Source organism: Planobispora rosea (genome assembly GCF_014648175.1).
Classification (GTDB): Bacteria; Actinomycetota; Actinomycetes; order Streptosporangiales; family Streptosporangiaceae; genus Planobispora; species Planobispora rosea.
In genome coordinates this window covers 1-26,942 of sequence record NZ_BMQP01000027.1, presented here as the reverse complement: position 1 = coordinate 26,942, position 26,942 = coordinate 1, and the positions used below count along the sequence as shown (strand labels likewise).

Annotated in this window: 28 protein-coding genes; 11 read left to right on the top strand and 17 right to left on the bottom strand. The window is 72.7% G+C overall.

Annotated elements, in window-relative coordinates:
* Positions 1 to 81 precede the first annotated feature (81 nt).
* The gene (locus IEZ08_RS24795; RefSeq protein ID WP_189243112.1) at positions 82 to 2,115 is read left to right on the top strand and encodes an ATP-dependent DNA helicase; all 2,034 of its coding nucleotides are present in this window, start codon (positions 82 to 84) and stop codon (positions 2,113 to 2,115) included.
* Positions 2,116 to 2,206: 91 nt separating this feature from the next.
* On the opposite strand, the gene IEZ08_RS24790 is transcribed toward IEZ08_RS24795, so the two are convergent.
* From IEZ08_RS24790 to IEZ08_RS24760, 7 genes are all read right to left on the bottom strand, one after another.
* Positions 2,207 to 2,998: an SGNH/GDSL hydrolase family protein gene (locus tag IEZ08_RS24790; protein ID WP_068924625.1), complete on the bottom strand. Its 792-nt coding sequence runs from the start codon at positions 2,996 to 2,998 to the stop codon at positions 2,207 to 2,209.
* A gap of 159 nt (positions 2,999 to 3,157) precedes the next feature.
* On the bottom strand, positions 3,158 to 3,589 hold the full coding sequence (gene aroQ, locus IEZ08_RS24785; RefSeq protein WP_068924627.1) for a type II 3-dehydroquinate dehydratase: 432 nt from the start codon (positions 3,587 to 3,589) through the stop codon (positions 3,158 to 3,160).
* A 121-nt stretch (positions 3,590 to 3,710) separates the two neighbouring features.
* Positions 3,711 to 4,787, bottom strand: a complete 1,077-nt coding sequence (aroB, locus tag IEZ08_RS24780) for a 3-dehydroquinate synthase (protein ID WP_068924629.1) — start codon at positions 4,785 to 4,787, stop codon at positions 3,711 to 3,713.
* Entirely contained in the window at positions 4,784 to 4,921 is a 138-nt protein-coding gene (locus IEZ08_RS24775; RefSeq protein ID WP_189243082.1) for a hypothetical protein, read from the bottom strand. Before IEZ08_RS24775 ends, aroB begins: the two co-directional genes overlap by 4 nt.
* A complete protein-coding gene (locus IEZ08_RS24770) occupies positions 4,918 to 5,421 on the bottom strand; it encodes a shikimate kinase (protein WP_189243081.1) in 504 nt (167 codons plus the stop codon). The genes IEZ08_RS24775 and IEZ08_RS24770 overlap by 4 nt, the downstream gene beginning before the upstream one ends.
* Positions 5,422 to 5,442: 21 nt before the next feature.
* Positions 5,443 to 6,621: a chorismate synthase gene (gene aroC, locus IEZ08_RS24765; RefSeq protein WP_203863269.1), complete on the bottom strand. Its 1,179-nt coding sequence runs from the start codon at positions 6,619 to 6,621 to the stop codon at positions 5,443 to 5,445.
* 126 nt (positions 6,622 to 6,747) lie between these two features.
* Positions 6,748 to 7,098 carry a VOC family protein gene (locus IEZ08_RS24760; protein ID WP_068924635.1) on the bottom strand — a complete coding sequence of 117 codons (351 nt, stop codon included), beginning with the start codon at positions 7,096 to 7,098 and terminating at the stop codon, positions 6,748 to 6,750.
* Between the two features lie 136 nt (positions 7,099 to 7,234).
* Between IEZ08_RS24760 and IEZ08_RS24755 the strand changes: the two genes are divergently transcribed.
* Entirely contained in the window at positions 7,235 to 7,435 is a 201-nt protein-coding gene (locus tag IEZ08_RS24755; RefSeq protein ID WP_189243080.1) for a helix-hairpin-helix domain-containing protein, read from the top strand.
* 148 nt (positions 7,436 to 7,583) lie between these two features.
* On the opposite strand, the gene IEZ08_RS24750 is transcribed toward IEZ08_RS24755, so the two are convergent.
* A complete protein-coding gene (locus IEZ08_RS24750) occupies positions 7,584 to 8,609 on the bottom strand; it encodes a glycoside hydrolase family 113 protein (protein WP_068928956.1) in 1,026 nt (341 codons plus the stop codon).
* Positions 8,610 to 8,736: 127 nt separating this feature from the next.
* Between IEZ08_RS24750 and IEZ08_RS24745 the strand changes: the two genes are divergently transcribed.
* The 5 genes from IEZ08_RS24745 (at position 8,737) to IEZ08_RS24725 (ending at position 13,137) form a co-directional block, all read left to right on the top strand.
* The gene (locus IEZ08_RS24745; protein ID WP_189243079.1) at positions 8,737 to 9,357 is read left to right on the top strand and encodes a TetR/AcrR family transcriptional regulator; all 621 of its coding nucleotides are present in this window, start codon (positions 8,737 to 8,739) and stop codon (positions 9,355 to 9,357) included.
* Between the two features lie 155 nt (positions 9,358 to 9,512).
* Positions 9,513 to 10,229 (top strand): MOSC domain-containing protein, encoded by a 717-nt coding sequence (locus tag IEZ08_RS24740; protein WP_141704136.1) that lies wholly within the window; start codon positions 9,513 to 9,515, stop codon positions 10,227 to 10,229.
* Between the two features lie 121 nt (positions 10,230 to 10,350).
* Positions 10,351 to 11,253, top strand: coding sequence for a DUF4429 domain-containing protein (locus tag IEZ08_RS24735; protein WP_189243078.1), 903 nt, complete (start codon positions 10,351 to 10,353; stop codon positions 11,251 to 11,253).
* A gap of 101 nt (positions 11,254 to 11,354) precedes the next feature.
* Positions 11,355 to 12,497, top strand: a complete 1,143-nt coding sequence (locus IEZ08_RS24730; protein WP_229803473.1) for an ABC transporter substrate-binding protein — start codon at positions 11,355 to 11,357, stop codon at positions 12,495 to 12,497.
* Positions 12,498 to 12,669: 172 nt separating this feature from the next.
* The gene (locus IEZ08_RS24725; RefSeq protein ID WP_068924643.1) at positions 12,670 to 13,137 is read left to right on the top strand and encodes a GNAT family N-acetyltransferase; all 468 of its coding nucleotides are present in this window, start codon (positions 12,670 to 12,672) and stop codon (positions 13,135 to 13,137) included.
* Between the two features lie 196 nt (positions 13,138 to 13,333).
* Here IEZ08_RS24725 and IEZ08_RS24720 read toward each other — a convergent pair whose 3' ends face one another.
* Both IEZ08_RS24720 and IEZ08_RS24715 read right to left on the bottom strand, forming a co-directional pair.
* On the bottom strand, positions 13,334 to 13,843 hold the full coding sequence (locus IEZ08_RS24720) for a GNAT family N-acetyltransferase (RefSeq protein ID WP_189243077.1): 510 nt from the start codon (positions 13,841 to 13,843) through the stop codon (positions 13,334 to 13,336).
* Between the two features lie 157 nt (positions 13,844 to 14,000).
* A complete protein-coding gene (locus IEZ08_RS24715) occupies positions 14,001 to 14,771 on the bottom strand; it encodes a prepilin peptidase (protein WP_068924647.1) in 771 nt (256 codons plus the stop codon).
* Positions 14,772 to 14,991: 220 nt separating this feature from the next.
* On the opposite strand from IEZ08_RS24715, the gene IEZ08_RS24710 reads away from it, so the two are divergent.
* Complete coding sequence (locus tag IEZ08_RS24710) at positions 14,992 to 15,984, top strand: hypothetical protein (protein WP_068924649.1); 993 nt, start codon at positions 14,992 to 14,994, stop codon at positions 15,982 to 15,984.
* Positions 15,963 to 16,991, top strand: a complete 1,029-nt coding sequence (locus IEZ08_RS24705; protein WP_068924650.1) for a cation:proton antiporter — start codon at positions 15,963 to 15,965, stop codon at positions 16,989 to 16,991. Before IEZ08_RS24710 ends, IEZ08_RS24705 begins: the two co-directional genes overlap by 22 nt.
* On the opposite strand, the gene IEZ08_RS24700 is transcribed toward IEZ08_RS24705, so the two are convergent.
* Positions 16,903 to 17,475 carry an SseB family protein gene (locus tag IEZ08_RS24700; protein WP_084780370.1) on the bottom strand — a complete coding sequence of 191 codons (573 nt, stop codon included), beginning with the start codon at positions 17,473 to 17,475 and terminating at the stop codon, positions 16,903 to 16,905. The two genes, IEZ08_RS24705 and IEZ08_RS24700, sit on opposite strands and share 89 nt — an antisense overlap.
* A gap of 146 nt (positions 17,476 to 17,621) precedes the next feature.
* Here IEZ08_RS24700 and IEZ08_RS40335 point away from each other — a divergent pair, with 146 nt between their 5' ends.
* Positions 17,622 to 17,747 carry a hypothetical protein gene (locus IEZ08_RS40335; RefSeq protein ID WP_268249361.1) on the top strand — a complete coding sequence of 42 codons (126 nt, stop codon included), beginning with the start codon at positions 17,622 to 17,624 and terminating at the stop codon, positions 17,745 to 17,747.
* 4 nt (positions 17,748 to 17,751) lie between these two features.
* Here the strand turns inward: IEZ08_RS40335 and bar are convergent, their stop codons facing one another.
* Both bar and IEZ08_RS24690 read right to left on the bottom strand, forming a co-directional pair.
* A complete protein-coding gene (bar, locus tag IEZ08_RS24695) occupies positions 17,752 to 18,852 on the bottom strand; it encodes a barbiturase (protein WP_189243076.1) in 1,101 nt (366 codons plus the stop codon).
* Positions 18,853 to 18,949: 97 nt separating this feature from the next.
* Entirely contained in the window at positions 18,950 to 19,858 is a 909-nt protein-coding gene (locus IEZ08_RS24690; protein WP_229803471.1) for a carbamate kinase, read from the bottom strand.
* Between the two features lie 301 nt (positions 19,859 to 20,159).
* On the opposite strand from IEZ08_RS24690, the gene IEZ08_RS24685 reads away from it, so the two are divergent.
* The gene (locus tag IEZ08_RS24685; RefSeq protein WP_068924654.1) at positions 20,160 to 21,050 is read left to right on the top strand and encodes an esterase/lipase family protein; all 891 of its coding nucleotides are present in this window, start codon (positions 20,160 to 20,162) and stop codon (positions 21,048 to 21,050) included.
* Between the two features lie 12 nt (positions 21,051 to 21,062).
* On the opposite strand, the gene IEZ08_RS24680 is transcribed toward IEZ08_RS24685, so the two are convergent.
* From IEZ08_RS24680 to IEZ08_RS24665, 4 genes are all read right to left on the bottom strand, one after another.
* Positions 21,063 to 21,800 carry a thioesterase II family protein gene (locus IEZ08_RS24680; protein ID WP_068924656.1) on the bottom strand — a complete coding sequence of 246 codons (738 nt, stop codon included), beginning with the start codon at positions 21,798 to 21,800 and terminating at the stop codon, positions 21,063 to 21,065.
* The gene (locus IEZ08_RS24675; protein ID WP_068924658.1) at positions 21,797 to 22,006 is read right to left on the bottom strand and encodes an MbtH family protein; all 210 of its coding nucleotides are present in this window, start codon (positions 22,004 to 22,006) and stop codon (positions 21,797 to 21,799) included. Before IEZ08_RS24675 ends, IEZ08_RS24680 begins: the two co-directional genes overlap by 4 nt.
* Positions 22,006 to 25,917, bottom strand: coding sequence for a non-ribosomal peptide synthetase (locus IEZ08_RS24670; protein ID WP_229803469.1), 3,912 nt, complete (start codon positions 25,915 to 25,917; stop codon positions 22,006 to 22,008). Before IEZ08_RS24670 ends, IEZ08_RS24675 begins: the two co-directional genes overlap by 1 nt.
* Before the next feature lie 80 nt (positions 25,918 to 25,997).
* A partial coding sequence (locus IEZ08_RS24665) for a condensation domain-containing protein (protein WP_229803467.1) occupies positions 25,998 to 26,942 on the bottom strand: 945 nt, incomplete at its 5' end.

Genomic DNA, 26,942 nt, shown 5'->3' with positions numbered 1-26,942 from the left:
GCCTCCGCCGAGGCTCGCGACGGGGCCTACGGCGGGGCCTCCGCCGAGACCTCCCGCAAGACCGCCGGGAAGACCCCCGCGGTGGAGCTGCCCCCGGTGGACGAGCTGCTGAAGGTGGCCGTCGAGGCCGTCGGCGGGGTCGAACGGCCCGGCCAGATCGCGATGGCCCGGGCCGTGCAGCGGGCCATCGACTCCGGCGATCATCTGGCCGTCCAGGCGGGCACCGGCACCGGCAAGTCCCTGGCCTACCTGGTCCCCTCGATCCGGCACGCGATGACCGGCGAGGGCGCCGTCGTCGTCTCCACCGCCACAATTGCGCTCCAGCGCCAGCTGGTGGACCGTGACCTGCCCCGCCTGGCCAAGGCGCTGGCCCCGGTCCTCCCGCACGAGCCGACGTTCGCGATCCTCAAGGGCCGGCGCAACTACCTGTGCCGCTACAAGGCCGCCGCGGGCTGGCCCGACGACGAGCAGGACCAGCTGTTCGACCCGCGCGAGGTGAGCGCCACCGGGCGGATGGTCCAGCGCATCCAGGAGTGGGCGGAGGAGACCGAGACCGGTGACCGTGACGAATTGGTCCCGGGTGTCAACGAGCAGGCCTGGCGGCAGTTCTCGGTGAGCGCCAGAGAGTGCCTGGGCGCGCAGCGCTGCCCGAGCGGGATGGAGTGCTTCGCCGAGCTGGCCCGCGCGCGGGCCGGCGAGTCGGACGTCGTGGTGACCAACCACGCGCTGCTGGCGATCGACGCGATGGAGGACCTCCCGCTCCTGCCGGAGCACGAGGTCGTCATCGTCGACGAGGCCCACGAGCTGGTCGACCGGGTCACCTCCGTGGTGAGCGGTGAGCTGTCGGACGGCATGGTCAGCGTGGCCGTGAGCCGGGTCGGGCGGCTGATCGAGCAGGGCGTCTCCGACCGGCTCCTGCAGGCCGGGGAAGACCTGAAGGCGCTGCTGGCCGCCGCTCCCCCCGGGCGCCTGGACGAGCTGCCCCAGGTGCTCGGCCTGACCCTCGCCCTGGTCCGGGACGCGGCGTGGGCGTGCATCACGGCGCTGGGCCCCCGCAACTCCGGCGACAAGGACGATCCGGAGGGCGCGGGGCTGCGCAAGGCCGCCTTCACCGCGCTGGACGAGGTCCACGACACCGCCCAGCGGATGCTGGACGCCTTCGGCCACGCCGAGGAGGTCGACCGGGCCGAGGTCGTCTGGCTGGACGGCGCCACCGAGCGCCGCCCGCCCATCCTGCGGGTCGCGCCGCTGACGGTCGCCGGGATGCTCCGCGACAAGCTGTTCGGCGACCGCACCGTCGTGCTGACCTCCGCCACGCTCGCGCTGGGCGGCACGTTCGACGGCCTGGCCCGCCAGTGGGGCCTCGGCTCGGGCCCGAGCCCGGGTTCGGGCTCCCGCGACGGCGACGCGGACAGGGACGGGGACGGGAAGGGAGACGGGCGCCGCTCCGGCTGGTCCGGCATGGACGTCGGCTCCCCCTTCGACCACGCGCGCAGCGGCATCCTCTACGTCGCCAAGCACCTTCCCCAGCCGGGCCGGGACGGCCTGCCCGAGGCCTACCTCGAAGAGATCACCGAGCTGATCGAGGCCGCCGGAGGCCGGACGCTCGGCCTGTTCTCCTCGATGCGCGCGGCCAAGGCCGCCACCGAGGCCCTGCGCGACCGGCTGAGCGTGCCGCTGCTGTGCCAGGGCGACGATTCCACGATGCTGCTGGTCAAGCAGTTCGCCGAGGACGAGCCGACCTGCCTGTTCGGCACTCTGTCGCTCTGGCAGGGCGTGGACGTGCCCGGCCCGTCGCTCCGGCTGGTCATCATCGACCGCATCCCGTTCCCCCGCCCCGACGACCCGCTGAGCTCGGCCCGTCAGCGCCACGTCGCCGCCAAGGGCGGCAACGGCTTCATGGCGGTCGCCGCCACCCACGCCGCCCTGCTGCTCGCCCAGGGAGCCGGACGCCTGCTCCGCAGCCAGCACGACAAGGGCGTGGTCGCGGTCCTCGACCCCCGTCTCGCCACCGCCCGCTACGCCGGGTTCCTGCGGGCCTCCCTGCCGCCCTTCTGGCCCACCAACGACCCGGCCAAGGTCCGGGAGGCGCTCAGGCGCCTGACGACGTCCTGAGAGCCGCGGGGAGCGCGGGCCGGAGCGGGTGACGGTCCGTTCCGGCGGCCCGGCGGTCCCGCTTCACGAGCGGTTCCGCACGGCGGGGCGCTCACCCCGTGAACGGCTTGAGGTCCGGGCGCTTGGGGTCGAGGTCGTCGCCGGAGGAGCGGCCGCGCAGGCGGCGCACGACCCACGGCCCCAGGTGGGTGCGGACCCACTGCACGTCCTCGCGGCGCTTGACCCTGGGGTCGACGTCCTCACGGGGCGGCCAGGTCACCCGCCAGTCGTCCTCGGTGGGGACGCCGAGGACCTCGCACACCTTGGCGGCCACGATCCGGTGGCCCTCCTCGTTCATGTGCAGGCGGTCGTCGCTCCAGGCCCGCCAGTCCCGCAGGCCCTGCATCGACCACTGGTCGACCAGGCGGCAGCCGTACAGGTCGGCGATGGACCGGACGTGCATGTAGAAGATCGCGAAAGTCCCGCGGGCCCGGCGCATGATCGGGGTGTCACGGGGGTCCACCCCGGTGAACAGCAGCACCTCCGCCCCGGTGGCCCGCAGCTGCCGTACGGCTCCCGCCAGCTTCTTGGCCATCCGGTCGGGGTCGCTGCCCGGCCGGAGCAGGTCGTTGCCCCCGGCGCAGAAGCTGACCAGGTCCGGGCGCATCTCCACGGCGGCCGGCACCTGGTGGGCGACGATCTGGTCGATGAGCTTGCCGCGCACCGCGAGGTTGGCGTAACGGAACTCCGGGTCGAGCGTGGCCAGGCGTTCGGCCACCCGGTCGGCCCAGCCGCGGAAGCGGCCCGCCCCGGCCGGGCCGACGGCGTCGCCGTCCACCGCCGGGTCGTTGAGTCCCTCGGTGAAGCTGTCGCCGAGAGCGACGAAGGAGCGATAACGCGTCACGGATCCCCCGGTCCTACCACCGCGGCATTCAGCCACAATCGGTCATTCATTCACAAATGCTGCAATATCAAGCTTGCAGGGAAAACCTCTACCTCGTAGCCCTGAGGGCCTCCGCCGCCCCGCCCGGTGACCGGCCGGGCTCCAGGTCCGGCCGGCCGCTCAGGCGGCGTCGGCGATGGCCCGCAGCGCCAGCACGTAGGACGAGAGGCCGAACCCGGCGATGGTTCCGGTGGCCACCGCGGCCACCACCGAGGTGTGCCGGAACTCCTCCCGCGCGGCCGGGTTGGAGATGTGCACCTCCACCAGGGGCGCGGTGCGCTGGGCGATGGCGTCGCGCAGCGCGTAGGAGTAGTGCGTGAACGCCGCCGGGTTCAGCACGACCGGAACCCTGCCGTCGGCCGCCTCGTGCAGCCAGGCCACCATCTCGGCCTCGTCGTCGGTCTGCCTGACCTCCACCGACAGGCCCAGCTCCCGGCCGGTCTCCCGGCAGAGCGCGGCCAGGTCGGCGAAGGTCTCCGCACCGTAGACGTCGGGCTCGCGGGTGCCGAGCCGCGACAGGTTCGGGCCGTTGAGAACGTAGACGCGTCTCATCGGGTCACTCACCGCTCCTCACTCACCGCGCGGACGGCTCCGTCCCTCGCCGCCCGCCGCGTGGACGACTCACCCCTGGCGGCCCGCTCCGCCCGCCGCGCCGGGGCCGGCCCGGCCCCCGTCATCGGGCGACCTCGCGGTAGGCGGCCTCCAGCAGTTCCTCCGCCGGGTCCTCCAGCGGGGAGACCTTCGCCAGGTCGTCCAGGACGACGAAGCGCAGCGTGGCGCCCCTGCTCTTCTTGTCCAGCCGCATGTGGTCGCGGAGCGCGGGCCAGGCCTCCCGGCGGTAGGCCGTGGGCAGGCCGACGGAGGTCAGGATGGACCGGGTGCGCTCCACGACGTCGGAGCCGATCCGGCCGTCCAGGCGGGACAGCTCGGCGGCGTAGACCATGCCGATGGCGACGGCCTCGCCGTGGCGCATCCGGTAGTCCTCGACCCGCTCGATGGCGTGGGCCAGGGTGTGGCCGTAGTTGAGGATCTCCCGCAGCCCGCCCTCGCGCAGGTCCGCGCCGACCACCTCGGCCTTGATCCGGATCTTCCGCTCGATCAGCTCGCGGGTGTGCCGCCCCTCGGGGAGCCGGGCGCCCTCGGGATCGGCCTCGATGAGGTCCAGGATCACCGGGTCGGCGATGAAGCCGCCCTTGATGATCTCCGCGAGGCCGCCGACGTAGTCGTCACGGGGCACCGAGACCAGCGTGGCCAGGTCGCACAGGACCCCGGCCGGCGGGTGGAAGGAACCGACGAGGTTCTTGCCCTCGGGGGTGTTGATGCCGGTCTTGCCGCCGACCGCGGCGTCCACCATGCCGAGCAGGGTGGTCGGGACCTGCACGACCTTGACCCCGCGCAGCCAGGTGGCGGCCACGAATCCGGCCAGGTCGGTGGTGGCCCCGCCGCCGACGCCGACCACGGCGTCGGACCGGGTGATCCCGTAGCGGCCGAAGGCCGACCAGAGCTCGGCGGCCACCTCGACGGTCTTGGCCTGCTCCGCGTCGGGCACCGGCAGGGCCACGACCTCGTACCCGGCCGCCTCGATCGCGCCGCAGACCGGGCGGGCGATCTCCGGCAGGCTCGCCGGATGCACCACCGCGACGGTGCGGACCTTCGGCCCGAGCAGCCCCGGCAGCTCGCCGAGGACCCCGGTGCCGACCACCACGTCGTACGGGGCCTCCCCGGGGACCGGAATCCTGGTCACCGTCATCGCCGTACCTTCTTCAGGCTCGCCGCCGCCACGACCGCTCCGGTCGTCCCCGCGGCCCCCGCCATGCGCGCCAGCCGTGCCAGCCGCTCCAGGCGCTCCAGGCGCGCCGTCACGGACTCCTCGCCCCCGCTCATCCGCCCAGCTCCTTGACGATCTCGTCCACGACCTCGTCCGGCCCGCGCTCATCGGTCGTGATCTTGACGGTGGACAGCTCCTCGTAGATCGGACGGCGGGCGTCCATCAGCTTCTTCAGCTGGCTGCGCGGGTTGAGGACCAGCAGCGGCCGCGCCGAGCCGAGGCCCACCCGCGCCACCGCCTGCGAGAGACCGACCTCCAGGTAGACCACCGGGTGGCCGGCCAGCAGCTCCCGCGTCGCCTCGGCCAGGATCGCGCCGCCGCCCAGCGACAGCACCCCGTCGTGCTCGGCCAGCGCCCGTCGTACGGCCTCCGCCTCAAGCTCCCGGAACCGCTCCTCGCCGTCCTCGACGAAGATGTCGCTCACCGGCTTGCCCGCCACGGTCTCCACGTCGGTGTCGGTGTCGCGGAAGGCGACCCCGAGCCGCTCGGCCAGGAGCCTGCCGACGGTGGTCTTGCCCGATCCCGGGGCGCCGATCAGCACGGCACGCGGCCCCATTGCAGCTCCCGATCCGCTCATTTACTTGATCACCATTGAGGACAGGTATCCGGACAGGTTGCGGCTGACCTCCTCGACGGAGTCCCCGCCGAACTTCTCGATCGCCGCGTCGGCCAGGACCAGCGCGACCATCGCCTCGGCGACGATCGCGGCGGCCGGGACCGCGCACACGTCGGAGCGCTCGTGGTGGGCCTTGGCGGCCTCCCCGGTCAGCACGTCGATCGTGGCCAGCGCCCGGGGCACGGTGGAGATCGGCTTCATCGCGGCGCTGACGCGCAGCACCTCGCCGTTGGTCATGCCGCCCTCGACGCCGCCGGCCCGGTTGGTGATGCGGCGGACGCCGTCGGGGGTGTTCTCGATCTCGTCGTGGGCGCGGGAGCCGGGGCGGCGCGCGGTCTCGAAGCCGTCGCCGACCGCGACGCCCTTGATCGCCTGGATGCCCATCAGCGCGGCGGCCAGCCGGGCGTCGAGGCGGCGGTCCCAGTGGGTGTAGCTGCCCAGGCCCGGCGGGAGGCCGTAGGCGAGCACCTCGACGACGCCGCCGAGGGTGTCGCCGTCCTTGTGGGCCTTGTCGATCTCGGCGACCATCGCGGCGCTGCCGGCCGGGTCCATGCAGCGCACCGGGTCGGCGTCGACGGCGTCCATGTCGCCGGGACCGGGGACGACGCCCTCGGTGGTCCGAGCCGACCCGATCGAGACGACGTGGCTGACGATGTCGACGCCGAGGGCCTGCTTGAGAAAGTTCCGGGCGACCTGGCCGAGGGCGACGCGGGCCGCGGTCTCGCGGGCGCTGGCCCGGTCGAGCACCGGGCGGGCGTCGTCGAAGCCGTACTTCTGCATGCCGGCGAGGTCGGCGTGGCCGGGCCGGGGGCGCGAGCGCGGCGCGTTGCGGGCCTGGCCCTCCAGCACGGCCGGGTCCACCGGGTCGGCGGCCATGACGGTCTCCCACTTGGGCCACTCGGTGTTGCCCACCCGGACGGCGACCGGGCTGCCGAGCGTGCGGCCGTGCCGCACGCCGCCCACGACGCTGACCACGTCCTGCTCGAACTTCATCCGGGCACCGCGGCCGTAGCCCAGGCGGCGCCGCGCCAGGGCACGGTCGATGTCGGCCGTCGTCACCTCCACCCCTGCGGGCAGTCCTTCCAGGATCGCGACGAGCTCGGGGCCGTGGGACTCTCCGGCGGTCAACCAGCGCAACATGGGGACAAGTCTTCCATGTGCCGCCCACTGGAATGGCCCCAGCTCACCTGATGAGACACCGGCCGGTGAATCCGCCGCCCGGCGCCGCTCACCGGGCCGCCCGCCGGCCCGGCCGCCGGACGGCGTTCAGCGCCGTTCGCGGAGCACGCAGAACTCGTTGCCCTCGGGGTCGGCCAGGACGATCCACGACTGCTCGCCCTGCCCCACGTCGGCCGGGCGCGCGCCCAGCGCCAGCAGCCGTTCGACCTCTGCTTCCTGGTCGTCGGGGCGGAAGTCCAGGTGCAGGCGGTTCTTGAGGGTCTTCGGTTCGGGAACGGGCACGAAGATCAGCCCGGGGAGGCGGTCGGGTTCCGGGCGGATCTCGAACTCGTCGCTCGCGTCGTTGATCACCTTCCAGCCGAGCGCGTCGGCCCACCATCGCCCGAGAGACACCGGATCGGCCGCGTCCACGACGACCTGTTCCCATTCCAAGCTCATGATCGCCCCTCTGCCCGGTCCCGTCCGGTTCATGCGGTCCGGGCGGCACCGATTCGCCGGACGCGGCCCCGAACTGTCGCCCGCGTTGTCTAGCGTGGGCATCCGTCCTCGATCTCGGGGAAGAGAGGGAGACGAGATGGGAACCGGAGAGAGCGACCTGCCGAAGATGGGCAACCCCGCCCGGCGAGCCCTGGAGGTCGCCGGCTACACCCGCCTGGACCAGCTCACCGGCGCCACCGAGGCCGAGCTTCTCGCGCTGCACGGCATGGGGCCCAAGGCGATGGGCATCCTCCGCGAAGCCCTGCAGGAGCGCGGGCTCTCCCTCCGCGACGGGTGACCTCCCTCCGCCGGACCGGAACGTCCCGGCAGGCGGATTCCGACGCGCCATCCCGGCGATGCCCCAGCTCGGCTCAGTGCCGCCCCAGTGCCGCCCCAGTGCCGCCCCAGCCTGCCTCAGCGCCGCCCCAGCCTGCCTCAGCGCCGCCTCAATGCCGCCCGTAGTGCCCGGCGAGGGCCGTGAACGCGGCCTTGGGCTCCCAGGGCATCCCGGGGTAGGTGTCCGCGTGGCCGTCGCCGAGGACCTTGACGATGCCGTAACTGGCGAGGTCCAGGTCGTCGCGGGGATCCCCGCCGGGCCGGTGCGGGTGGTCGTAGAGCGCGAAGGTGAACACGAAGGCGCCGTCGACGCCTTCGCTGTCGAACACCTCCAGCAGCTCGCGGATGTACGCGGCCTGACCTGCCTCGTCGCGGATGTGTTCGCCGTTCAGCCGCAGCGGCCTGGCGGTGTCCTCGTCGTACACGACGATCTCCAGGCCGTTGGCGCCCCGGTCGCCCGCGCCCCGGTAGCCTGCGGAGCCGAACTCGGTGATCGCGACCGGCTTTCCCTGCGCGACGAGGGTACGGACGCCCTCTCTGAACCGGTCGGCGACCGCGGATGACCGGTAGAGATCCACGGAGACGATGTCGAAGGGCGCCCAGTCGACGGGTTCGAGCGGGATGGAGGCGTAGGTGACCTTGCCTGCGAACCGTTCGCGGACGAGCGCCACGGCCTCGCCGAGGAAGGCGTTGACGCGCGCGCCGACCTCGGCGACCCGCTCCCGGAGCCGGTCCGGCTCGGTCAGCAGCGCGAGCCGCTGCCGGACGGTGTCGCCGGGCAGGAAACCGTCGTTCATCAGGCTCAGCTCGGCGCCGGTGACGAACACGATCTCGGCCCCGCGCCGCCGGAGCCGCTCCGCGCGCTCGGCGCAGTCGGCGAACAGCGACAGCATCCCCTCGGCGGACAGGCCGAGGGGATAGGGCGAGAACCAGACCTCCAGCCCGAGATCGGCGGCGTACGCCGCGGCGAGTTCCAGCCGTTCCGGATCGCCTCCGATGACGCGGACCGCATTGCAGTGGAGATCGTCACGGATGATGCGCAGTTCGCGCTCGACCACCCCGGGGTCGAACGGCTCGCGGGAGAATGTTCCCTTATGGAAGAAGCCGGTGTCGTAGCTGATGCCCTTCGCCCTCACGGACAGCATCCCTTCCCAAGAAGAATTAGGTACTTCTCGTACCTTGAATATCTTCTATCGTAGGATGGTCGTCATCGCAATAGGGTACTTCTAGTACCTAACTGGGAAGGTGGCAGTGGAGGACCCGATGGAGCCGCCGGGTGCCGGGCGGACACGACGACGCGGCGCCGCCCTGGAGGAGGCGATCCTGCGCGCCGCGGTGGACGAGCTGACCGAGTCCGGATACGCCGGGCTGACGATGGACAGGGTGGCCGGACGCGCCGGCACCAACAAGAACGCCGTCTACCGCCGCTGGCCGAACCGGCTCGCCCTCGGCATCGCCGCCTACCGGCGGCTGACCACGACGGTCCAGCCTCCCGACACCGGTGACCTGCGCGGCGACGTCCTGGAGATGCTGCGCCGGGCGAACCGCCACTGGAGTTCCCCCCTCGGCGCGATCCTGCGCGAGCTCCTGGCCGCGGCCGGTGGCGCATCGGAGTTCCTCACGCAGCTGCCGGAGGAGTCCTCCGACGCCACGGCCGCCGCCTGGCTGACCATCCTGGGACGCGCGGTCGCGCGCGGCGAGGCCTCCCCCGAAGCGCTCCATCCGCGGGTCGCCACCGTGGCCATCGTCCTGCTGCGCAACGAGTTCGTCGTGCGCGGGGTCCCCACCGCGCCCGACGAGGTCCTCGTCGAGATCGTCGACGAGGTGTACCTGCCGCTGGTACGGCACCGCGGCGCGGACTCGGCGCGGCCCCGGCACGGATGAAACGGATAAGGAGCCGCCTCGATGTCGTTCACCACGCCGGGCCGTCCACCGGGCTCCAGCCGACCTCTGAACCGCGGACGGCCGGTGGCCGGTGGGCGGCCGGGGATGCCCGGTGGAGAACGATCGTGATCGTCGGCCTGCGGTAGCGTCGGGCCGTGGCGATCACCATGGGCACGGTCGAGCGGATCTGGCGATATCCGGTCAAGTCGACGGGCGGCGAGCTGCTGGAACGGGCACATGCCGACACGCGGGGCATCGTCGGTGACCGCCTGTTCGCGGTACGCGACGCCGACGGGAAGTTCGGCTCGGGGAAGAACACGCGCCGGTTCCGCCGGATGGACGGCCTGCTCCGGCTGCGTTCCCGCTACCCCAGCCGCGGCGGGACCGAGTGGCCCGAACTGCTGGATCCGTACGGCACGGCCGTACCGGACGCCACCGCATACCTCCGCCGCCACCTCGGCCGCGACGACGTCGAACTGGCCCGCGAAGCGGAGATCTCACACTTCGACCAGCTCCCGCTCAGCGTTCTGACCACCGCCACCCTCGACTGGGTGCGCGCGGCCGTCCCCGGCGTCCCGGTCGACGAGCGCCGCTTCCGGCCGAACCTCCTGCTGCGCACCCCGCCCGGAACCCGCCCGTTCGTGGAGGACGACTGGCTGGGGAACGGGGCCCTGGTCGGCGGCACGCTGCGCGTGGAGTTCGTGCGCTCCAGCGAGCGGTGCGCGATGGTCAACGAGGCCCAGCAGGACCTCCCCCACTCGCCGCTGGTGCTGCGGGCCATCGCGCACTCCCACGACATGCGGCTGGACGCGCTGGCCACGGTGGTGAGGCCGGGGCCGGTACGGCTCGGCGATCCCGTCATCCTGCTCTGACGTCCCGTGGCGCCGGGGCCGCGGAGGGAACACGCCACCGAAGTCGGAGCGGCGTGATACTTCGGTCTAAAGGGGGAGGGACGGGAACACACCACACCAGGAATGATCTATGGTGGCGGACATGGCCGAGATCTTCGTTCCGGAGGGATCATGGACGTTCGACGGTGAGCTCCTCCGCATCGTGCCGGGCGGCGACGACGTCCACGAGCTGCGCAGGACGCTCGGCGAGCTGGCCGTTCCCCTCGCGGCGATCGGCGGCGTGTCGTTCGAGCCGTCCCGCAAGGGCGGCAGCGTCCAGCTCCGCCTGCGGCCCGGCGCGGACCCGCTGACCGACGTGGTCGCCGGGCGGCTCACCGGCTCCGCCGACCCCTACCGGCTGGCCGTCCCCAAGGAGCGCACCGGGGCTGCCGAGTACCTCGTCGACGAGGTACGCACCGCCCTGGCGCTGGAGCAGGTGCCGAGCGGTCCGGTCGAGTCCTTCCTGCTGCCCGGCCCCGCCGTCCCGATGTCCGCCTCGGCGGGTGACGGCACCGTCAGCTTCGACGGCGAGCGGATCCGCCTGGAGTGGACTCTGTTCGCCAGTTCGGGCAAGGAGTCGGCGGGCCCGCAGGCGTTCCTGCTGCCGGACGTGGAGGGCGTGGAATGGGCCCCGCAGCACGGCCTGGGCTACGGCTTCCTCCGTTTCCGGCTCAGGGGCGGCCCGCCCGCCAAAGCTCCGGAGAAGGACCCGCACTGCCTGGCCTGGGGCGTGCAACGCTACGGCGGTACGACCGCCCTGGTCGCCGCCGCCGTACTGGCCCGGCTCGCGCGCCTGCCCGCGGAGCCGCCCGCGCCGCCCGCGCTGCCGGCCGGCCGAGCCGGAGAGCAGGACGCGCTGCTGCGCCGGATGGCCGAGCTGGAGAGCCCCGACACCGTGATCCGGCGGCTGGGTGAACTCGGAGAGCTGCACCGCTCGGGCGTGCTCACCGACGAGGAGTTCGCCACGGCCAAGCGTTCCCTGCTGCGCCGCCTCGGAGACGGGTGAGCCCTGGCCCGGAGGGAGAAAAACCACGGGAACCGGAGAGAGCGGCCGGTCCGCGATCCGGGCACACTGCGAGCGAACCATCACGCGGGAGACGCCGACGCATGGATACACCGCTGGATACACCGCCATCGCCGCCTGGAGCGGACCAGGCTGACGGACCGTCCGTCCGGATCGGCGTTCTCGTTCCGCTGACCCGGCCCGGCTGGGCCGCGGCGGGCCGGCACCTGCTCGCCGGATTCGAACTGGCCGTTCGCGACGTCAACGACCTCGGCGGAATCACCGGAAGACCGCTTGAGCTGGTAGTCCGGGACACCGCGGCTGATCCGCGGAGGGCCGCGGAGGCGATGGACGAACTGGCCCGCCTGGGCGTGGCAGCCGTGGCGGGGGAATATCACAGCGTCGTCGCCCGCGCCGCCGCCACCAGAGCCGACGCCCTCGGCCTGCCGTTCCTGTGCTCGTCGGCGGTTCTCGACGCGCTGACCGAACAGCCGACGGAGTGGGTCGCGCGCCTCGCCCCGGCGCAGTCCCACAGCTGGCGGATCTACGCGGACTTCCTCCTCGGCGCGGGTCACAGCCGGATCGCCGTGGCAGCCGATCCGAGTGTCTACTGGGCTGCCGGAACCCGCATCCTGCGGGACTGCCTCGCTCCACGCGGCGGTACCGTCATCGAACTCGACATGCGCGCGCTCTCCCCCACGGCCGTGTGCGACGAACTCGTCGGCGACGGCGCGACAGCCCTCCTTCTTCTGGCCGGCCACCCGGAGCCGGCGGTGTCGATCGTCAAGTCCGTCCGCCGCGACGAGCGCCTCGCCGAGATCATGATCGGTGCTCCGGCCGGGCAGCCGGAGTTCGCCGAATGGGCGACGCTGCTGGGCGATGACGGCGCCGCGATCCCGTTCCTGCGCTACCTGCCCGAGCGCCTCAGCCCCCTCGGCGCACGAGTCGAGGCGGCCCTCCGCGAGCGGCTGGGCGAAGCACCCTCCTTCGTCGCCTTCGAGGGCTACGACACGGTCACCGTTCTCGCCGATGTGCTGCGTTCCCACGGCACGGACCGGGCGCGCACCGCCGGGTCCTGGTCGCGCGTCGCAGTCGAAGGCACCCGCGGGCGGATCCGGTTCTCCCGCAGACCGGGCATCAGCGTCTGGCAATGGGCCTGGACACCGGTCCACGTGGCCGATCGGGACCCGGCGGAACCCGGCCGTTTCCGTGTTCTCCACGCCGGCGAGGAGAACGCGGACGGCTGAGAGAACGCGGACGGCTGAGAGAACGCAGACGACCACCGTCGACCCCGGCTCGGCGCCCATCCGTGGCCGGTGTCCACCGGACCGGGAGGTCCGATTTCCCCGCCGGACATGTCGCCCTCGACGGGCGATATTCGGTTGCCCGGTCCTCTCGGGGTGTCTATAGGGTTCCGGCATGACAGCGTCGCTCCGCCTGGAGAAGGTCACCCCCGAGAACGTCCGCGCCGCCTGTGACATGAAGCTCCGCCCCGGCCAGGAGCGGTTCGTGGCCCCGGTCGCGCAGTCGCTGGCCGAGGCGTACGCGCAGCCGGACATCGCCTGGCCGCGGTTGGTCTTCGACGGCGACGAGCTCGTGGGCTTCGTCATGGCCTTCCTGGACGTCCGCCTCAACCCGGGCGATCCGGAGGATCACCTCCGCTCCGGGCTCTGGCGGCTGGCCATCGCCGCCGACAGACAGGGCCTGGGCTACGGCCGCTTCGCGGTGGAGGCCGTCTGCGAGGAGCTCCGCAGGCGCGGGAAGACGCGGGTGACGGTGACGTGGGTGCCGGGCGACGACGGGCCCGAGCCGTTCTACCTGAAGCTCGGGTTCCGGCGGACCGGGGAGATGAGCGACGACGAGATCGTCGGCGAGCGGGACATCTGACCCTCATCCGGTATTGCTCCGGCCGGCGACGCGCGCATCGCCCATGCCGCGCTCGGCGGCCGCCGTGGCCCGGTCCGTGATGCGGTGCCTCTCAACGCCGTAGCCGCCCTGGCGGCCGTCGCCGCATACGACGCGCCCCTCATCGAGCAGCGGTTCGCGGTGAGGTGAGGCCGGATTTCCGGGAGGTCTCCGGGAGTCAGACGCCGAACGGCGGGGGGTAGACGATGACGCCGCTCGGCACCGGGAGGGTCTCGTCGAACACCAGCGCCATCATCGCCTCGTCGGGCGCCTCGAAGGGCGGGCGGATGCCGTACACGGAGGCCCGGGTGAACCCGAAGCGCGGGTAGTACTCGGCATGGCCGAGAACGAGGACGAGGTTCTCGCCCATGCCCCGGGCGGTCTCGAGGCCGGCGCGGATCGCGGCCGATCCCGCGCCCTGCTTCTGGTGGCGGGGCAGGACCGCGCAGGGCCCCAGCGCCAGGGCCGGGGCGTCGCCGACGTGGCAGCGGGTGAGCAGCGCGTACCCGGCGACGGTGCCGTCGTCGTCCACCGCCACGATGGACAGCCCGGGGATCCACGCCGGGCCGGCGCGCAGCGCCTCGACGAGGTCGGCCTCCAGGGGGGTGGGGAACGCCTCCAGGTTGGCCCGGCGGATCGCGGGGATGTCCCGCTCGTTCTCCGGCCGGGTGATCCACGTACGGGACATGATGGGAGCCCTCCTGCGGGGAACGGCATCGCGACGGCCGGTCCTGCCACCGTTCTACCGCACTCCGGGGCCGTGCCCTCCTGTCTCACGCCGGGGACCTCGCGCCGGGGACCTCGCGCCGGGGACCTCGCGCCGGGGCCGGGCCGTACGGGACCGGTCAGGGGACCGGAGCGGTCAGGATGGCGGCGAAGGCACCGATGATCATGAAGGGGCCGAAGGGGAACTCGCTCTTGCGGTTCCCCCGGCGCACAGCGATCAGCGCCACCCCGTAGAGGGCCCCCGCGAGGAAGCCGAAGAACGCCCCGGCGACCAGGATGTCCCAGCCGAACCAGCCGAGCCCGACGCCGAGGGCCGCCGCGAGCTTGACGTCGCCCAGGCCCATCCCGGCCGGGTTGACCAGGAAGAGCAGCAGATAGAAGGCCGCCAGTGCGAGCCCTCCCAGTCCCGCCCCGAGCAGGTCGCCCCACCGTCCCCCGGACGCGGCGGCGACCGCCAGCAGCCCTCCGGTTCCCAGGCAGGCGGCGATGGTGAACCGGTCGGGCAACCGCCGTACGGCCAGGTCGACGAAGGCCAGCACCGCGCAGAGCACGGCCAGCCAGCAGAAGGCGAGCAGTTCGGCGAGCTCCGCCGGCCGCGCCTCCCCCGCCGCGGCCTTCCAGGCGAGCGCTCCGAGCAGCAGTGCCGTGACGGCCTCCACCGCCAGCGGGGGCGGCCCGAGCCGTACGGAGCAGTCCCGGCACCGGGCGGCGACGGCCGCCCGGAGATCGGAGCCGCGAGGACCGGGCAGACCCGGTAGCGGAGCCGTGCAGGACGGGCAGCCGTCGCGGAGCGCCCCTCCCTCGGCCACGGAGTGGCGCACCACCAGGGCACGCGCGCGCAGGCCGATCAGCAGCCCGGCGAGGGCCGCCGCGAGGGGAAGGATGGCCACCGACCGACCATAGCCCGGCCGGGCTTCCCGTGTCCGCCGAGCGTTGAACGGGCGGCGGGACGCAGGGCGGCGGGCGGCGAGGCGCAGGGCGGCGCGCGGCGGGGAATGGGGCGTGGGACGCAGGGCCTCCGCAGGAGCCCATGACCTCCCGAGTCATTGACGGGCCCGCAACCGATCACGGACGCTGAGAGCCACTTCTGCCGGGGGAGGGCCGGACCACGTGGACAGGGACCGCTTCGCACGGCTTCCCGCGGTCATCGCGTCCCTGGTCCTGCTGCCCGTGCTGCTGGAGATCCTCGCCTGGTACATCGAGGGCGAGGACTACGACGTCTCCCGCGCCGTCACGGTCGTCGTCGTGATCCTGTCCCTCGCGCTGATCGCCACGGTGCTCGGCCGGATCCGGGCCCGGCTCCCGGTGCTGATGGTGATCGCGCTGACGGTCACCGCGGCCGGGGAGGGCGTCCTGGGGTTCGTCGCCGCGTTCGGCCCGGTCCTGGGACGGGGCGGCGTCCCGGGCGAGTTGCACGGGCTGATCACCACGGGGGTGAGCGCCTTCGCCTTCATCACCGGCGTCTACCTGCTCATCCAGTACAACCGGGGTCTCTACCTGCCCTATCTCGACGCCGGGGTGGGTCCGCTGCCCAGCGCCACCAAGCGGAAGGTGATCGGCGAGTCGGAGATCCTGATCCGCACCATGCCGGGCATCGGCCCGTCGGTGGAGAAGTCGGTCGGCAGCTGCGTCGCCATGCTCGACCAGGACGACCTGCACTTCGTCGCCTACTACGCCGACGGGCGCTGCTGCTTCTACACCGACGTGCTCGACGACGCCGACCTGGCGCACTTCTTCCACGAGACCGACCAGGAGCAGCGCCGGGAGCTCTACCTGAAGGCCGGCCACCAGCTCAACTGGCTCACCGGCCGGCTCAACCGGCAGTTCCGGCGGATCGAGGGAGGCATCCTCATCCGTACCGTCCTCGACGTCGAGCGCGGCGCGCTGTACTTCTACTGGGTCGACGAGGCCCGCTATCTGATCGGCGTGACGCTCGACCAGCGGAAGGTGGACGTCGCCGACGACAAGATGGCGAAACTGGTGGACACGATCCGCGGCCACTTCACCCTCCCCCCCATCAACCAGCGGGAGCGCCCCCGGGAACGCGGGGGCCGTCTGCGATCCATCGCCGGGAGCGAACCTTGGCCCGAATCGGGCTCCTGATCGCCGTCGTCGGCCTCGGCTGGCTCGCCGCCGAGCTGGGCGGGCTGAGAGGGCTGGAGCACTCCTCCGCCTATGTGCTGTTCAGCAGCCTGCTGCTGGCCATCGGCCTGTACGGCAGCACACACGGCATCGACCGCACCGAGGCCCGGGAGCACACCCGGCTGATCGTGCTGGCGGTCACCGTCGGAGTGATCCTCAAGACCGCGTTCATCGCCGGGGTCGTCTACCTGGTCTCGCACGACCCGCGTTCCCTGATCATGGCGGTGGTGGTCGCCCAGATCGATCCCCTCTCGGTCGCCTCCGTGATGCGGGACGACCGGCTCTCCGCCCGGGCCAAGACGATCCTGGGGGCCTGGTCCTCCTTCGACGACCCGGTGACGATCATCCTGGCGGTGTACGCGGCGGCGCTGGTGAGCGGTTCGGAACACGGCGGGCAGGCCACGGCCTACTTCGCCGACCTGGGGTTGAACGCCCTGTTCGCGCTGGTCGCCTACCTGGTGTGGCGGCTGGTCAGGAACGCCCCGCCGGTGCTGAGCTACGTGGCGGCGGCGACCGCGATCGTGTCGGCGGCGTGGAGTTCCCTCATGCTCGGCCTGGCGACCGCCGGGCTCTATCTCCGGCTGCCGGACTCACGCTGGCTGGCCCGCGTGGTGAGCACGGCGTTCGCGCTGTCGGCGTTCCTGATGGGACTGCTGCTGGTGGGCGGCGCGAACATGGGCATGGGCGTGCTGCTCGGGCTGGCCGCCTTCGCCGCCCAGATGCTCGCGGCGCTGGTGCTCACCCACGGCCTGCCGGTGATCGACCGGGTCCATCTCGGCCTGGCCCAGCAGAACGGGGTCACCGCGGTCATCCTCGCCCTGGTCTTCGAGCGCGACCTCGGCGGTTTCGTCGCGGTGATCGCCCCGGCGATCCTGACGATCAACCTCGTCCACGTCGTGGCCAACCGAACCGCCGACGCCTGGGGGCCTCGGCGGCCTCATGAGGCTCTGCCATCCTCGCCACAGTGACTCCCGGGACCTCCGCACCCAGCTGATCGACCGTTCCCGACTCCACGGCGGCGAACGCCGCCAGCACTCCGCCCTCGATCACGAACGGCACCGGGCCCGCCACGTCGACCACCACGGCCGCGGCGTTCTCGTGCGCGGCGGCCTGGCATACCTGCGGGACGGTGGCCTGGATGGGCCGGGCGTCGGGGCGCCAGCGCGTGAGCGCCTCGACCCCGGTGAAGGCGAGCACCGCCTCCCGGCCGTCCTTGCCGACGAGCTTGGGGAGAGCCATCTCGCTCTCCTTCTCCTGCCTGAGCCCGTGCTCCCCGACCTCGGAGCTGGTCAGCAGGGCCACCACCGGGACCAGCAGCCGGGCCCCGCTCAGCGCGGAGATCACCTCGGCGGGGCCCGCCGTACCGGCGGAGAAGGCCGCGAGCGCGGACGCCACGGCGGCGTCGGCGCCGCCGTCGTCCTCGGGGACCAGGGGTTGCGGAATGCTCGGCACGAATCCGGAGCCTACCGGGGGCGCGGGGCGGGCCGGGAACGGGTGGGACCGGTGTCCCGGAGTCCCGGAAAAGTCAGGACACGGACCCATGCGGCCGGGTCCGGGGGCGGGCGAGGATGCTCCCACCGGACGAAGGAGAGCAGGTCATGACGGGAACGGCCGGAAGCGGCACACACCGCGGAGAGCCGCGGATCCTGAGGGTCGCCCGGTACGCGGTCGAGGTCCTGGCGTTCGCGGCGACCCTCGTGATCGCCTATCTGGTGTGGGGGTGACGGCTCAGCCGAGATCGGCGATGGCGGCCACCGGGCCGCCGCCGCTCGGGCCCTGGTGGACCGCGGCGACCGAGACGAAGACGGCGGGGTCGCCGGTGACCGAGGCCGCCACGCCGCCGACGGCGGCCTTGATCTGGCGGTGCCAGTGCACGTCGGAGTCGTCGAGCATGATGTTGCGGCGGCCCCGGACGCGGCCGGAGGGATCGGCCTCGCACTTCATGAAGACGTTGACCAGGCGGCCCCTCAGGTCGGAGGGGTGCGGGCGCTCGGGCAACTCGATGCCGCTGGAGCGGATCGCCTCCCAGATGCCGTCGGCGTCGAGCGCGTCCTTCATGACCGAGTGGCCGATGCGGTAGCGCCCGCCGATGCCGCGGACGTTGCCGACGACCACGATCTGGGCTCGGTCGAGTTCGACCCCGCTGGAGCAGGACGCCACCGAGGAGTAGAGCGACAGGTCGCGGTGGATCTGCTCGGCCGAGGGCATCTCGATCTCGCCGAGGGCGACGGCGATGCCCAGCGCGGTGGTGGAGTTGGAGATGTCCATGGACGGGCCGGTGTCCTCGGTCACCACGTCCTTCCCGCGCGACTTGGCGTCGTTGATGGTGGCCAGCGTCAGCAGCGGCGTCTTGGTCTGCACGTAGTGGACGTCGGCGGGGTCGTCGATCCCGGCGGCCTTCATGGCCTCGCGGACCCCGGCGGCGACCTTCTCCACCATGGCGGGGCGGCCGATGTCCTCGGGCAGGATGACGTCGCTCATCGCGATGCCGACGCTCAGCCGCGGCTCGTCGCCCGGATCGGCGTCCGGATCGGCGGCGGTGGTGGCGAAGATCGTGGCATGCGGGCTGAGGATGCCGTCGGTGCCGCCGGACCACACCAGCGGCACGCTCTCCGGCGACGGGTGGCCCTTGGCCGCGAGCACCCCCCGGAAGGCACGGTCGGCCAGGATGCGGGTGTAGTCGTTGACGCCGCCGTTCCCCTCGGTCTTGCCGATCACCGCGAGCACCCGGTGCGCCTCGATGATCCCGTCGTCGATGAGCTTCTCCAGCCCGGAGGCGTCGGTCACGCTCTCGATGGCCACCTTGCGTACTTCGATCGGTTCCGGCATTCCAGTCACCTTCCAGTCGGTCGTCTTACTTCCGCACCACGGTTTACTTCCGCACCACGGTTTACTTCCGCGCCGGGATTTACTTGCGCGCCGGGGTTTACTTGCGCACCACGGTTCCGGCCCGCCCGGCGACCGCCTCCGCGATGTTCTCCAGCGAGGTGATGACCGCCTTGTCCCCGCCGTGCTCGACGAAGCGCAGGGCGGCCTCCACCTTCGGGCCCATGCTGCCCTCGGCGAAGTGCCCGGCCGCCTGCAGCTCGCGGAGTTCGGAGGCGGTGATCGGGCCGATCGGGCGGGCGTGCGCCGTACCGAACCCCATGACGGCGTGCGGGACGTCGGTGGCGATCACCAGGCTGGCCGCCCTGACCGTGCGGGCCAGCAGGGTCGCGACCAGGTCCTTGTCGATGACCGCCTCGACTCCGGTCAGCCGTCCCTCGCGGTCGCGGACCACGGGCACTCCCCCGCCGCCCGCCGCCACCACGACGAACCCGGCGGCCATCAGCGCGGCCACCGCGGGCGCGTCGAGGATCTGCAGCGGCTCCGGGGAGGGGACCACCCGGCGCCAGCCCTTCTCGAAGCGCCGCCACGTCTGGCCGAGCTCCATGAACCGGCGGGCCTCGGCCTCGGCGAAGTAGCGGCCGATCGGCTTGACCGGGTCGTGGAAGGCCGGGTCGGCGGGGTCGACGAGCGTACGGGTGACCACGACGGCGGCGCGTCCCTCAAGCGCGTTGAGGATGAGCGTGCCGATCGTCGCCTGGGTCTGCGCCCCGCACCAGTCGAGCGGCACCGGGGGCACCACGTCCGCGGCGAGCTGGTTCTTCAGCAGCAGGTTGCCGACCTGCGGGCCGTTGCCGTGGGTGAGGACGACCTGGTGGCCCATCGCGATCAGCGCGGCGGCATGGCGCATCGCCCCCTCGACCGCGCGGCGCTGGTCCTGCGGGGAGGCGCTGCCGTCGGAGGCCGTCATGGCGTTGCCGCCGAGCGCGATCACCACACGTTCACCCACAGGGCGACGGTAACGGCCCGCCCGTCCCGTCTCATGGGCACTTCCCGCCCAAGGGACCGTGTTTCTTCGGCAGAACTCACGACGACTCCGGTGGAGCTCACCGGGTGGTTCCAGCGGAGTTCACCGGAGTGCGGAGCGAGGCGGACTTCCCGCCGGCTGCGTTCGAGCTCGTCTCCGCCGAGCCGCCCGGCGGTTTGTACGGCGATGCCAAGTTCGCCGGGGAAGCGGCGCGGCCGGGCCATAGATCCCGGGAGGAGACACGGGACAAGCTGCCCTTCTGGATTCCTCCGGAGGAGAGATCGTGGGACAGCTCCGTCTCGGTCAGATCGCCGTGGTCATCCTGTGCGCCGTCATCGGGCTCGCGGTCCTCGTCTTCGCCGCCGACACGCTGCTGAGCGCGGGGACGTCATCCGGGCCGGGTGAGCCGTCCAGGGTCGACCGGGTCGCCGAGGCCAGGAGGATGGCCTCCGAAGGACTGGACGAGGCCAACGACTTCGACTGCCGTCCGCGCGAGAGCACGCCGTACCCGGTGGTGCTGGTGCACGGCGCCAAGAGCACCGGGGCGGTCACCTGGCCGGTGGCGGCGCCGTACCTGAGCAAGCAGGGTTACTGCGTCTTCTCTCTCGACTACGGGTGGAGCAGGTCGATCAGGGAGTCGGCGGAGGCGCTGGGGATCTTCGTGGAGGGAGTGCTCCAGGCGACCGGGGCCGAGAAGGTGGCGATCGTCGGGCACAGTCTCGGCGGGATCGTGCCCCGGGCGTACATGCGTTTCGACGGCGGGGCGGCCAGGGTCACGGAGCTGATCACGTTGGGGGCCCCGCACCATAAGATCACCGAGGAGCTGGGCAGGAGCTGCGGCCGGGAGACGGTCTGCGACGAGCTGCGCCCGGACTCCGACCTGATGAAGGCGCTCAACACCCCGTCGATGGTCGAGGCCGGTGTGAGCTACACCGCCCTGGGGCTCAAGGCCGAGCAGGCGGCGGCCTCGACCTTCATCGAGGGCCCGCGGGAGCAGGTCGGCAACCGCCTGCTCCAGGACGACTGCCCGCTCAAGGGGCTCGTCGAGGGCGCCATCGGGCACAACCTGGAGACCCTGGACCCGGTGATGCTCTCCTACGTCAACAAGGCGCTGGAGGTCCCCGGACCGCTGCCCGGGGACTACCGGCCGGACTGTTTCGCCCTGATCATCTGAGCCCCGTGCCCGTCACACGGACGCCACGCCCACCCTCTGCACGACCTCGGTGACCACCTGCTCCCGCAACTGCTGCAGGTAGAAGTGGTCACCGGGGAAGACCGTCAGGGAGAAGTCCGAGACCGTGCACGCCTCCCACGCCTTGGCCTGGGCCGCCGTGACGACCGGGTCGGCCTCGCCGACGAGTGCGGAGACCGGGGTGCGCAGCGGAGGCCCGGGGCGGGAACGGTGGTGCTCGATCAGGCGGAAGTCACCGCGGACGTAGGGAAGGACGATCTCCCGCATCGCCGGGTGAGCGAAGATCTCCGACTCGGTGCCGCCCAGCCGGACGAGCTCGGCCGCCAGGCGGTCGTCGTCGTACTCCGACACGCGGCGGTCCAGCCGTCGCTCGTGCGGTGCCGTGCAGCCCGAGACGAACAACCGGACCGGACCGGTCCCACGCTCCTCCAGCAGCCGCGTGACCTCGTAGGCCACCAGCCCGCCCATGCTGTGCCCGAACAGCGCGACCCGCCGGTCCAGCAGCGGGGCCAGCTCGGCGGCGACCTCCTCGACCAGGGCCTGCAGGCTCTCCGGGAACGGCTCGTTGAACCGGTCGGCCCGGCCGGGGAGCTGCACGGCGTGCAGCTCGACGGACTCGGGCAGCAGCGCGGGCCACTCGCGGTAGGCGGTGGCCGACCCGCCCGCGTGCGCGAAGCAGATCAACCGGGCGACCGCCCGGGGCCGTGGACGGGGGCAGCGCAGCCAGGTCATTCGCCCATCGCCTGGATCAGGCTCTTCGGGCGCATGTCGGTCCAGTTGGTCTCGATGTGCTCCAGGCAGGCCTCGCGGGTGTCCTCGCCGAAGGCGACGGTCCAGCCCGCCGGGATCTCCGCCCACGCGGGCCACAGGGAGTACTGGCCCTCGTCGTTGATCAGGGCGAAGTAGGAGCCGTCGGGGTTCTCGAACGGGTTGGTCATCACGGTTCCCTTCTGCGCAGTGCGGCTCCGAGCAGTGCGGCGATCTCCGCCGCCGGCCCGGGGTTGAGCATGCTTTCATGATCGCAGGCGACCATGTGATCCTCGATCATGCCGGTGACGTACGGTTTCCATTCGGCGGCCGTGGGGCTGTCCGCCTCGCGGCCGTGGGCGGCTGTGACAAAGAGCACGTCTCCCTCGAAGATTCGAGGTTCGTACTCCTGGGAGATCTTCACACCATTTCGGTAGTTGCGGTAGACCGCCAGCAGGGTCGGCTCGTCGAGGGTGGCGTACCGGCCGCCCTGCGCCTGGACGAAGGCGACGATGTCCTCGGTCTCCCCCGTCCCCCGGTAACCGGCCGCGGCCAGCAGTTCGGACAGCACCTCACGTTCGTCCGGGGCGTTACGCCGGACCGGGTGGGGATAGGCGTCGAGGATCGCCAGCAGCGCGACCTCCTCGCCTCGCTCACGCAGTTCGACGGCCATGGCGTGGGCGATCAGGCCGCCCATCGACCAGCCCGCCAGCCGGTACGGCCCGTGCGGCTGGACCCGGCGGAGGCAGGCGAGGTAGTCCCGGGCCATGGCCTCGATCGACGGGGCCGTGTAGTCCGGCTCGGACAACACCCGCGCCTGGAAGGCGTAGACCGGCTGCTCCGGGCCGAGGTGGCGGAGCAGGCCGGAGTACGGCCAGCCGAGCCCGGCGCCCGGGTGCACGCAGAACAACGGCGGCAACGGCGACGCGGCGCCCGCCGCGCGCAGCGGGAGCAGCATCTCCCGGCCCGAGGAGCCGCCGCGGACCAGGGCCTCGACGGTCTGGGAGGCGAACACCTCACGGGGGCTGATCTCCAAGCCCTCCCTGCGGGCGCGGGAGACGAGCTGGATGACCGCGATGCTGTCGCCGCCCAGGTCGAAGAAACCGTCGTCGGCGCCGACCCGGTCCAGGCCGAGCACCTCGGAGAACAGGCGGCAGAGCCGCTCCTCCTCGGGGGTCTGCGGCGGCCTCCCGGATGCCGATATATCCGGCTTGGGAAGGGCTGCGCGATCCACCTTGCCGTTCGGGGTGAGCGGGAGCGCGTCCAGGCCGAGGACCACCTGCGGAACCATGTACTCCGGCAGGGTCTCCCCCGCGAAGTCCCGCAGCTCCCCCACCGGCACCGTCCGCGCGAAGTCCCGCAGCCCCCTCACCGGTGCCCTTCCCGCGTCCGCCGGCTCCTCCACCGCTGCCGTTCCCGTGTCCGCCCCGGCGGCGGGGACCACGTAGGCGACCAGGCGGTTGTCGTGGACGGCCACCGACACCTGCGCGACCGACGGGTGCCGGGAGAGCACCGACTCGATCTCCCCCAGCTCGATCCGGAACCCGCGGATCTTGACCTGGAAGTCGGCCCGCCCCACGTACTCCAGTTCGCCGTCCCCGGTCCACCGGACCAGGTCCCCGGTCCGGTACATCCGCCCGCCGCCGTACGGGCAGGCCACGAACCGCTCCGCGGTCAGCCCCGGGCGGCCCAGGTAGCCGCGGGCGAGACCGGCGCCCGACAGGTACAGTTCGCCGATCGCGCCCGGCGGGACCGGCCGCAGGAAACGGTCGAGCACGTGGGCCCGCATGCCGTCCATGGCCCGGCCGATGGGCGGCGCCGCGTCATGGGTCCGGGTCACGGCGTGATAGGTGGCGTAGGTGGTGGTCTCGGTGGGGCCGTAGACGTGGCCGAGGACGGTGTCCGGGCAGGACTCCCGGACCCGGCGCATGGCCGCGGGCGAGGCGGCCTCCCCGCCGGTCAGCAGTTCCGCGAGCGCCCCGAACGTGCCCGGCGCCTCCTCCGCGACCAGGTTGAACAGGGCCGTGGTCAGGAACAGCGCGGTCAGGCGGTGCTCGGCGGTCAGGCGCGCGAGAGCGGCCGGGTCCAGCTCGCCGGGCGGGGCGACGACGACCGCGCCGCCGGTCAGCAGCGGCACCCAGATCTCGTAGGTGGAGGCGTCGAAGGCGTGCGGCGAGTGCATCAGCACCCGCCGGTGCCTGCCGCTCCAGCGATGGTCCGCGGCCAGGGCCAGGACGTCGCGGTGCCGTACGGCCACGCCCTTGGGGGTGCCCGTCGACCCCGAGGTGTAGATCACGTAGAGGAGCTGGTCGGGATGGACCCTCACGTGCGGGTCGTACTCCGGCACGTAGCGCACCTCGCCGTCCCCCGTCCCGCCGTCCGCACCCGGGACCGCCGCGGAGTCCACCCGGACCACCGCGGCCGCGTGGGCGAAGCCGGGCTCGCGGTCGGTGACCAGGACCGGCGCGCCGGTGTCGGCCATCACCCAGCTCATCCGGTCGGGCGGGTAGCCGTGATGGACGGGCACGTACGTCCCCCCGGCCTTGGCGATCGCCAGGGTCGTCACGATCACCTCGGGTGAGCGCTCCAGCAGGACCGCGACCGGCGTCTCCGGCCCCACGCCCAGCTCGATCAGCCGGTGCGCGAGCCGGTTGGCCCGCCCGTTGAGCTCGGCGTAGGTGAGAGAGATCCCGTCTCCGGCGACCGCCTCGGCGTCCGGGGTCCGCTCCACCTGCTCGGCGAAGGCGCTCACGATGGTCGCGTCCGCCGTTCCCGCAGGGGCTTCCCCGCCCGGTACGGCCTCCGCCCCGACCAGGGCCCGTTCCTCCCCGGAGAGCAGGTCGAGCCGGGACAGCGGCAGGTCGGGGTCAGCGGCGACGGCCTTGAGCAGCCGGGACAGCCGGTCGAGGAGGCTGAGCGCGGCGGTGCGGGGGAAGACGTCCGGCCGGTGGTCCAGCCGCAGGGACAGGCGCCCGCCGGGGACGACGGCGAGGGCGAGCGGGTAGTGGGTGGCGTCGTTCCCTCCGGCTCCCATCAGCCGCAGCCCGTCGCCGACCTCGGCCGCCGAGGCGTCCAGGGGGTAGTTCTCCAGGACCGTCATGGTGTCGAACAGCGGGCCGGAGCCGTTCAGGCGCTGGATGTCGGCGAGGCCGAGGTGGTGGTGGGGCAGCAGCTCGGCCTGCTCGGCCTGGAGGCGGGTCAGCAGGCCGGCGAGGGTCTCCTCGGGGCGGAGCCGTACCCGGACCGGGAGGGTGTTGATGAACAGGCCGATCATGCGCTCGACGCCGGGCAGCTCGGCCGGGCGGCCGGAGACGGTGCAGCCGGAGACCACGTCGTCGCGGCCGGTCAGCAGGGCCAGCAGCAGCGCCCACGCCCCCTGGACCGCGGTGTTGAGGGTCAGGGAGCGGGAGCGCAGGACGGCGGTGAGCCGGGCGGTGAGATCCTCACTGAGGTGGGCGCGGACGCGTCCGGGCTCCGCCGGGGGCCGGCCCGCCAGGTCGGGGGCGACGAGGGTGGGGCCGTCGAGGCCGCGCAGGGCTCGCTTCCAGGCGTCCCCGGCGGCGCCGCGGTCCTGCCGTACGAGCCAGGCCAGGTAGTCCTTGTACGGCGGGGCGGGCGGCGGCTCGGCGCCGGTGTAGAGGGCGAGCAGCTCGGCGGCGAGCAGAGGGGTGGACCACCCGTCGAGCAGGATGTGGTGGTTGGTGAAGATCAGCCGGTTCCTGGCGGGCCCGGTCCGCACCAGGGCGACGCGCAGGAGCGGGGGACGGGTCAGATCGAAGCGGCGGGCCCGCTCCTCGGCGGCGACGGCCTCGGGGTCCCGGCCGGAGATCTCCCGCCAGGGGACCTCGACGCGACGGTGGACGAGCTGGACGGGCTCGCCGTTGACCCGCTGCCGGAAGGACGCGCGCAGGTTGGGATGGCGCTCCAGCAACCGGGCGACCGCCCTCCTGAGCCTGTCCGCGTCGAGGGGGCCCTCCAGGTCGAGCGCGAGCTGGGCGGTGTAGACGTCGGGCGCGGCCTCGTCGAAGACGGCGTGGAAGTACAGGCCCTGCTGGAGCGGTGACAACGGCAGGATGTCCTCAAGCTGCCCCCTCGGGCCCACCGCCCGGTCCGCCGGAGACGCCGGAGACGCCGGAGACATCGAGATCGCTGAAGCTCTCGGAGGTATCGGACCACGTGAGGTCATCGGGCGCTCCACTCCGCGTCGAGTTCCGCCGCGAACGCGTCGATCTCTTCCTGACTGATCGGGACCAGCAGGTCCGAGGGGGTCAGGCCGCCGCCGGTGTGCGATGACAGACCGGTCAGGGCGGTGAACCACGCCTCGGCCAGTGCCCTGACCTGCTCCTCGGTGTACAGCCGTCCGGCCCACGACCAGGTCGCCCGGAGCCGCGGCCCCTCGGGCGTGTCCCGGGTGAGGGCGTTGACCTCCAGGGCGTGCGGCAGCGCGAGGCCCGGCGCGTGGCCGCCTCCGGCCGCGTCGGCCTCGGCCGCCGGGGACCAGTCCGTCCCGGTGGCGGCGTCCACCCGGCCGAGGTAGTTGAAGGCCAGCTCCGGGACGGGGTACGCGCCGAGCCGGGCGGAGGCGTCCGGGTCGAGATGGCGGAGCAGGCCGTACCCGATGCCGTTGTCCGGGATCGCCCGGAGCTGCTCCTTGACCCGCTTAATCGCCCGGCCGGCGGTGGGCCCGCTCAGGTCGCTCCAGTCCGCCGGGCCCGCGTCGAGCCGGACCGGGTACATGGTGGTGAACCAGCCGACCGTCCTGGACAGGTCCACTCCGGGGAAGACCTCCTCCCGGCCGTGCCCCTCCAGGTCGATCAGGACCGACTCCCGCCCGGTGCACCGGGTCACGGCGAGGGCCAGCCCGGCGAGCAGCACGTCGTTGACCCGGCCGTGGAAGGCGGCCGGGACGCCGGTGAGCAGCGGCTCGGTGACCTCGGGGGGCAGGTCGAGGGTGAGATGCCCTTGGGTGCCGAAGGTGTCCACGGCGGGATCCAGCCGTACACCGGAACCGCTCCCACCGGAGTCCGGCCCCTGGGCGTTCCCTTCCAGGATCCGGGTCCACAGGCTGAGCTCGTCCGTCCTGGTCCGGGCCTCGGCGTGCAACCTGGCCGCCCACGTGCGGAAGGA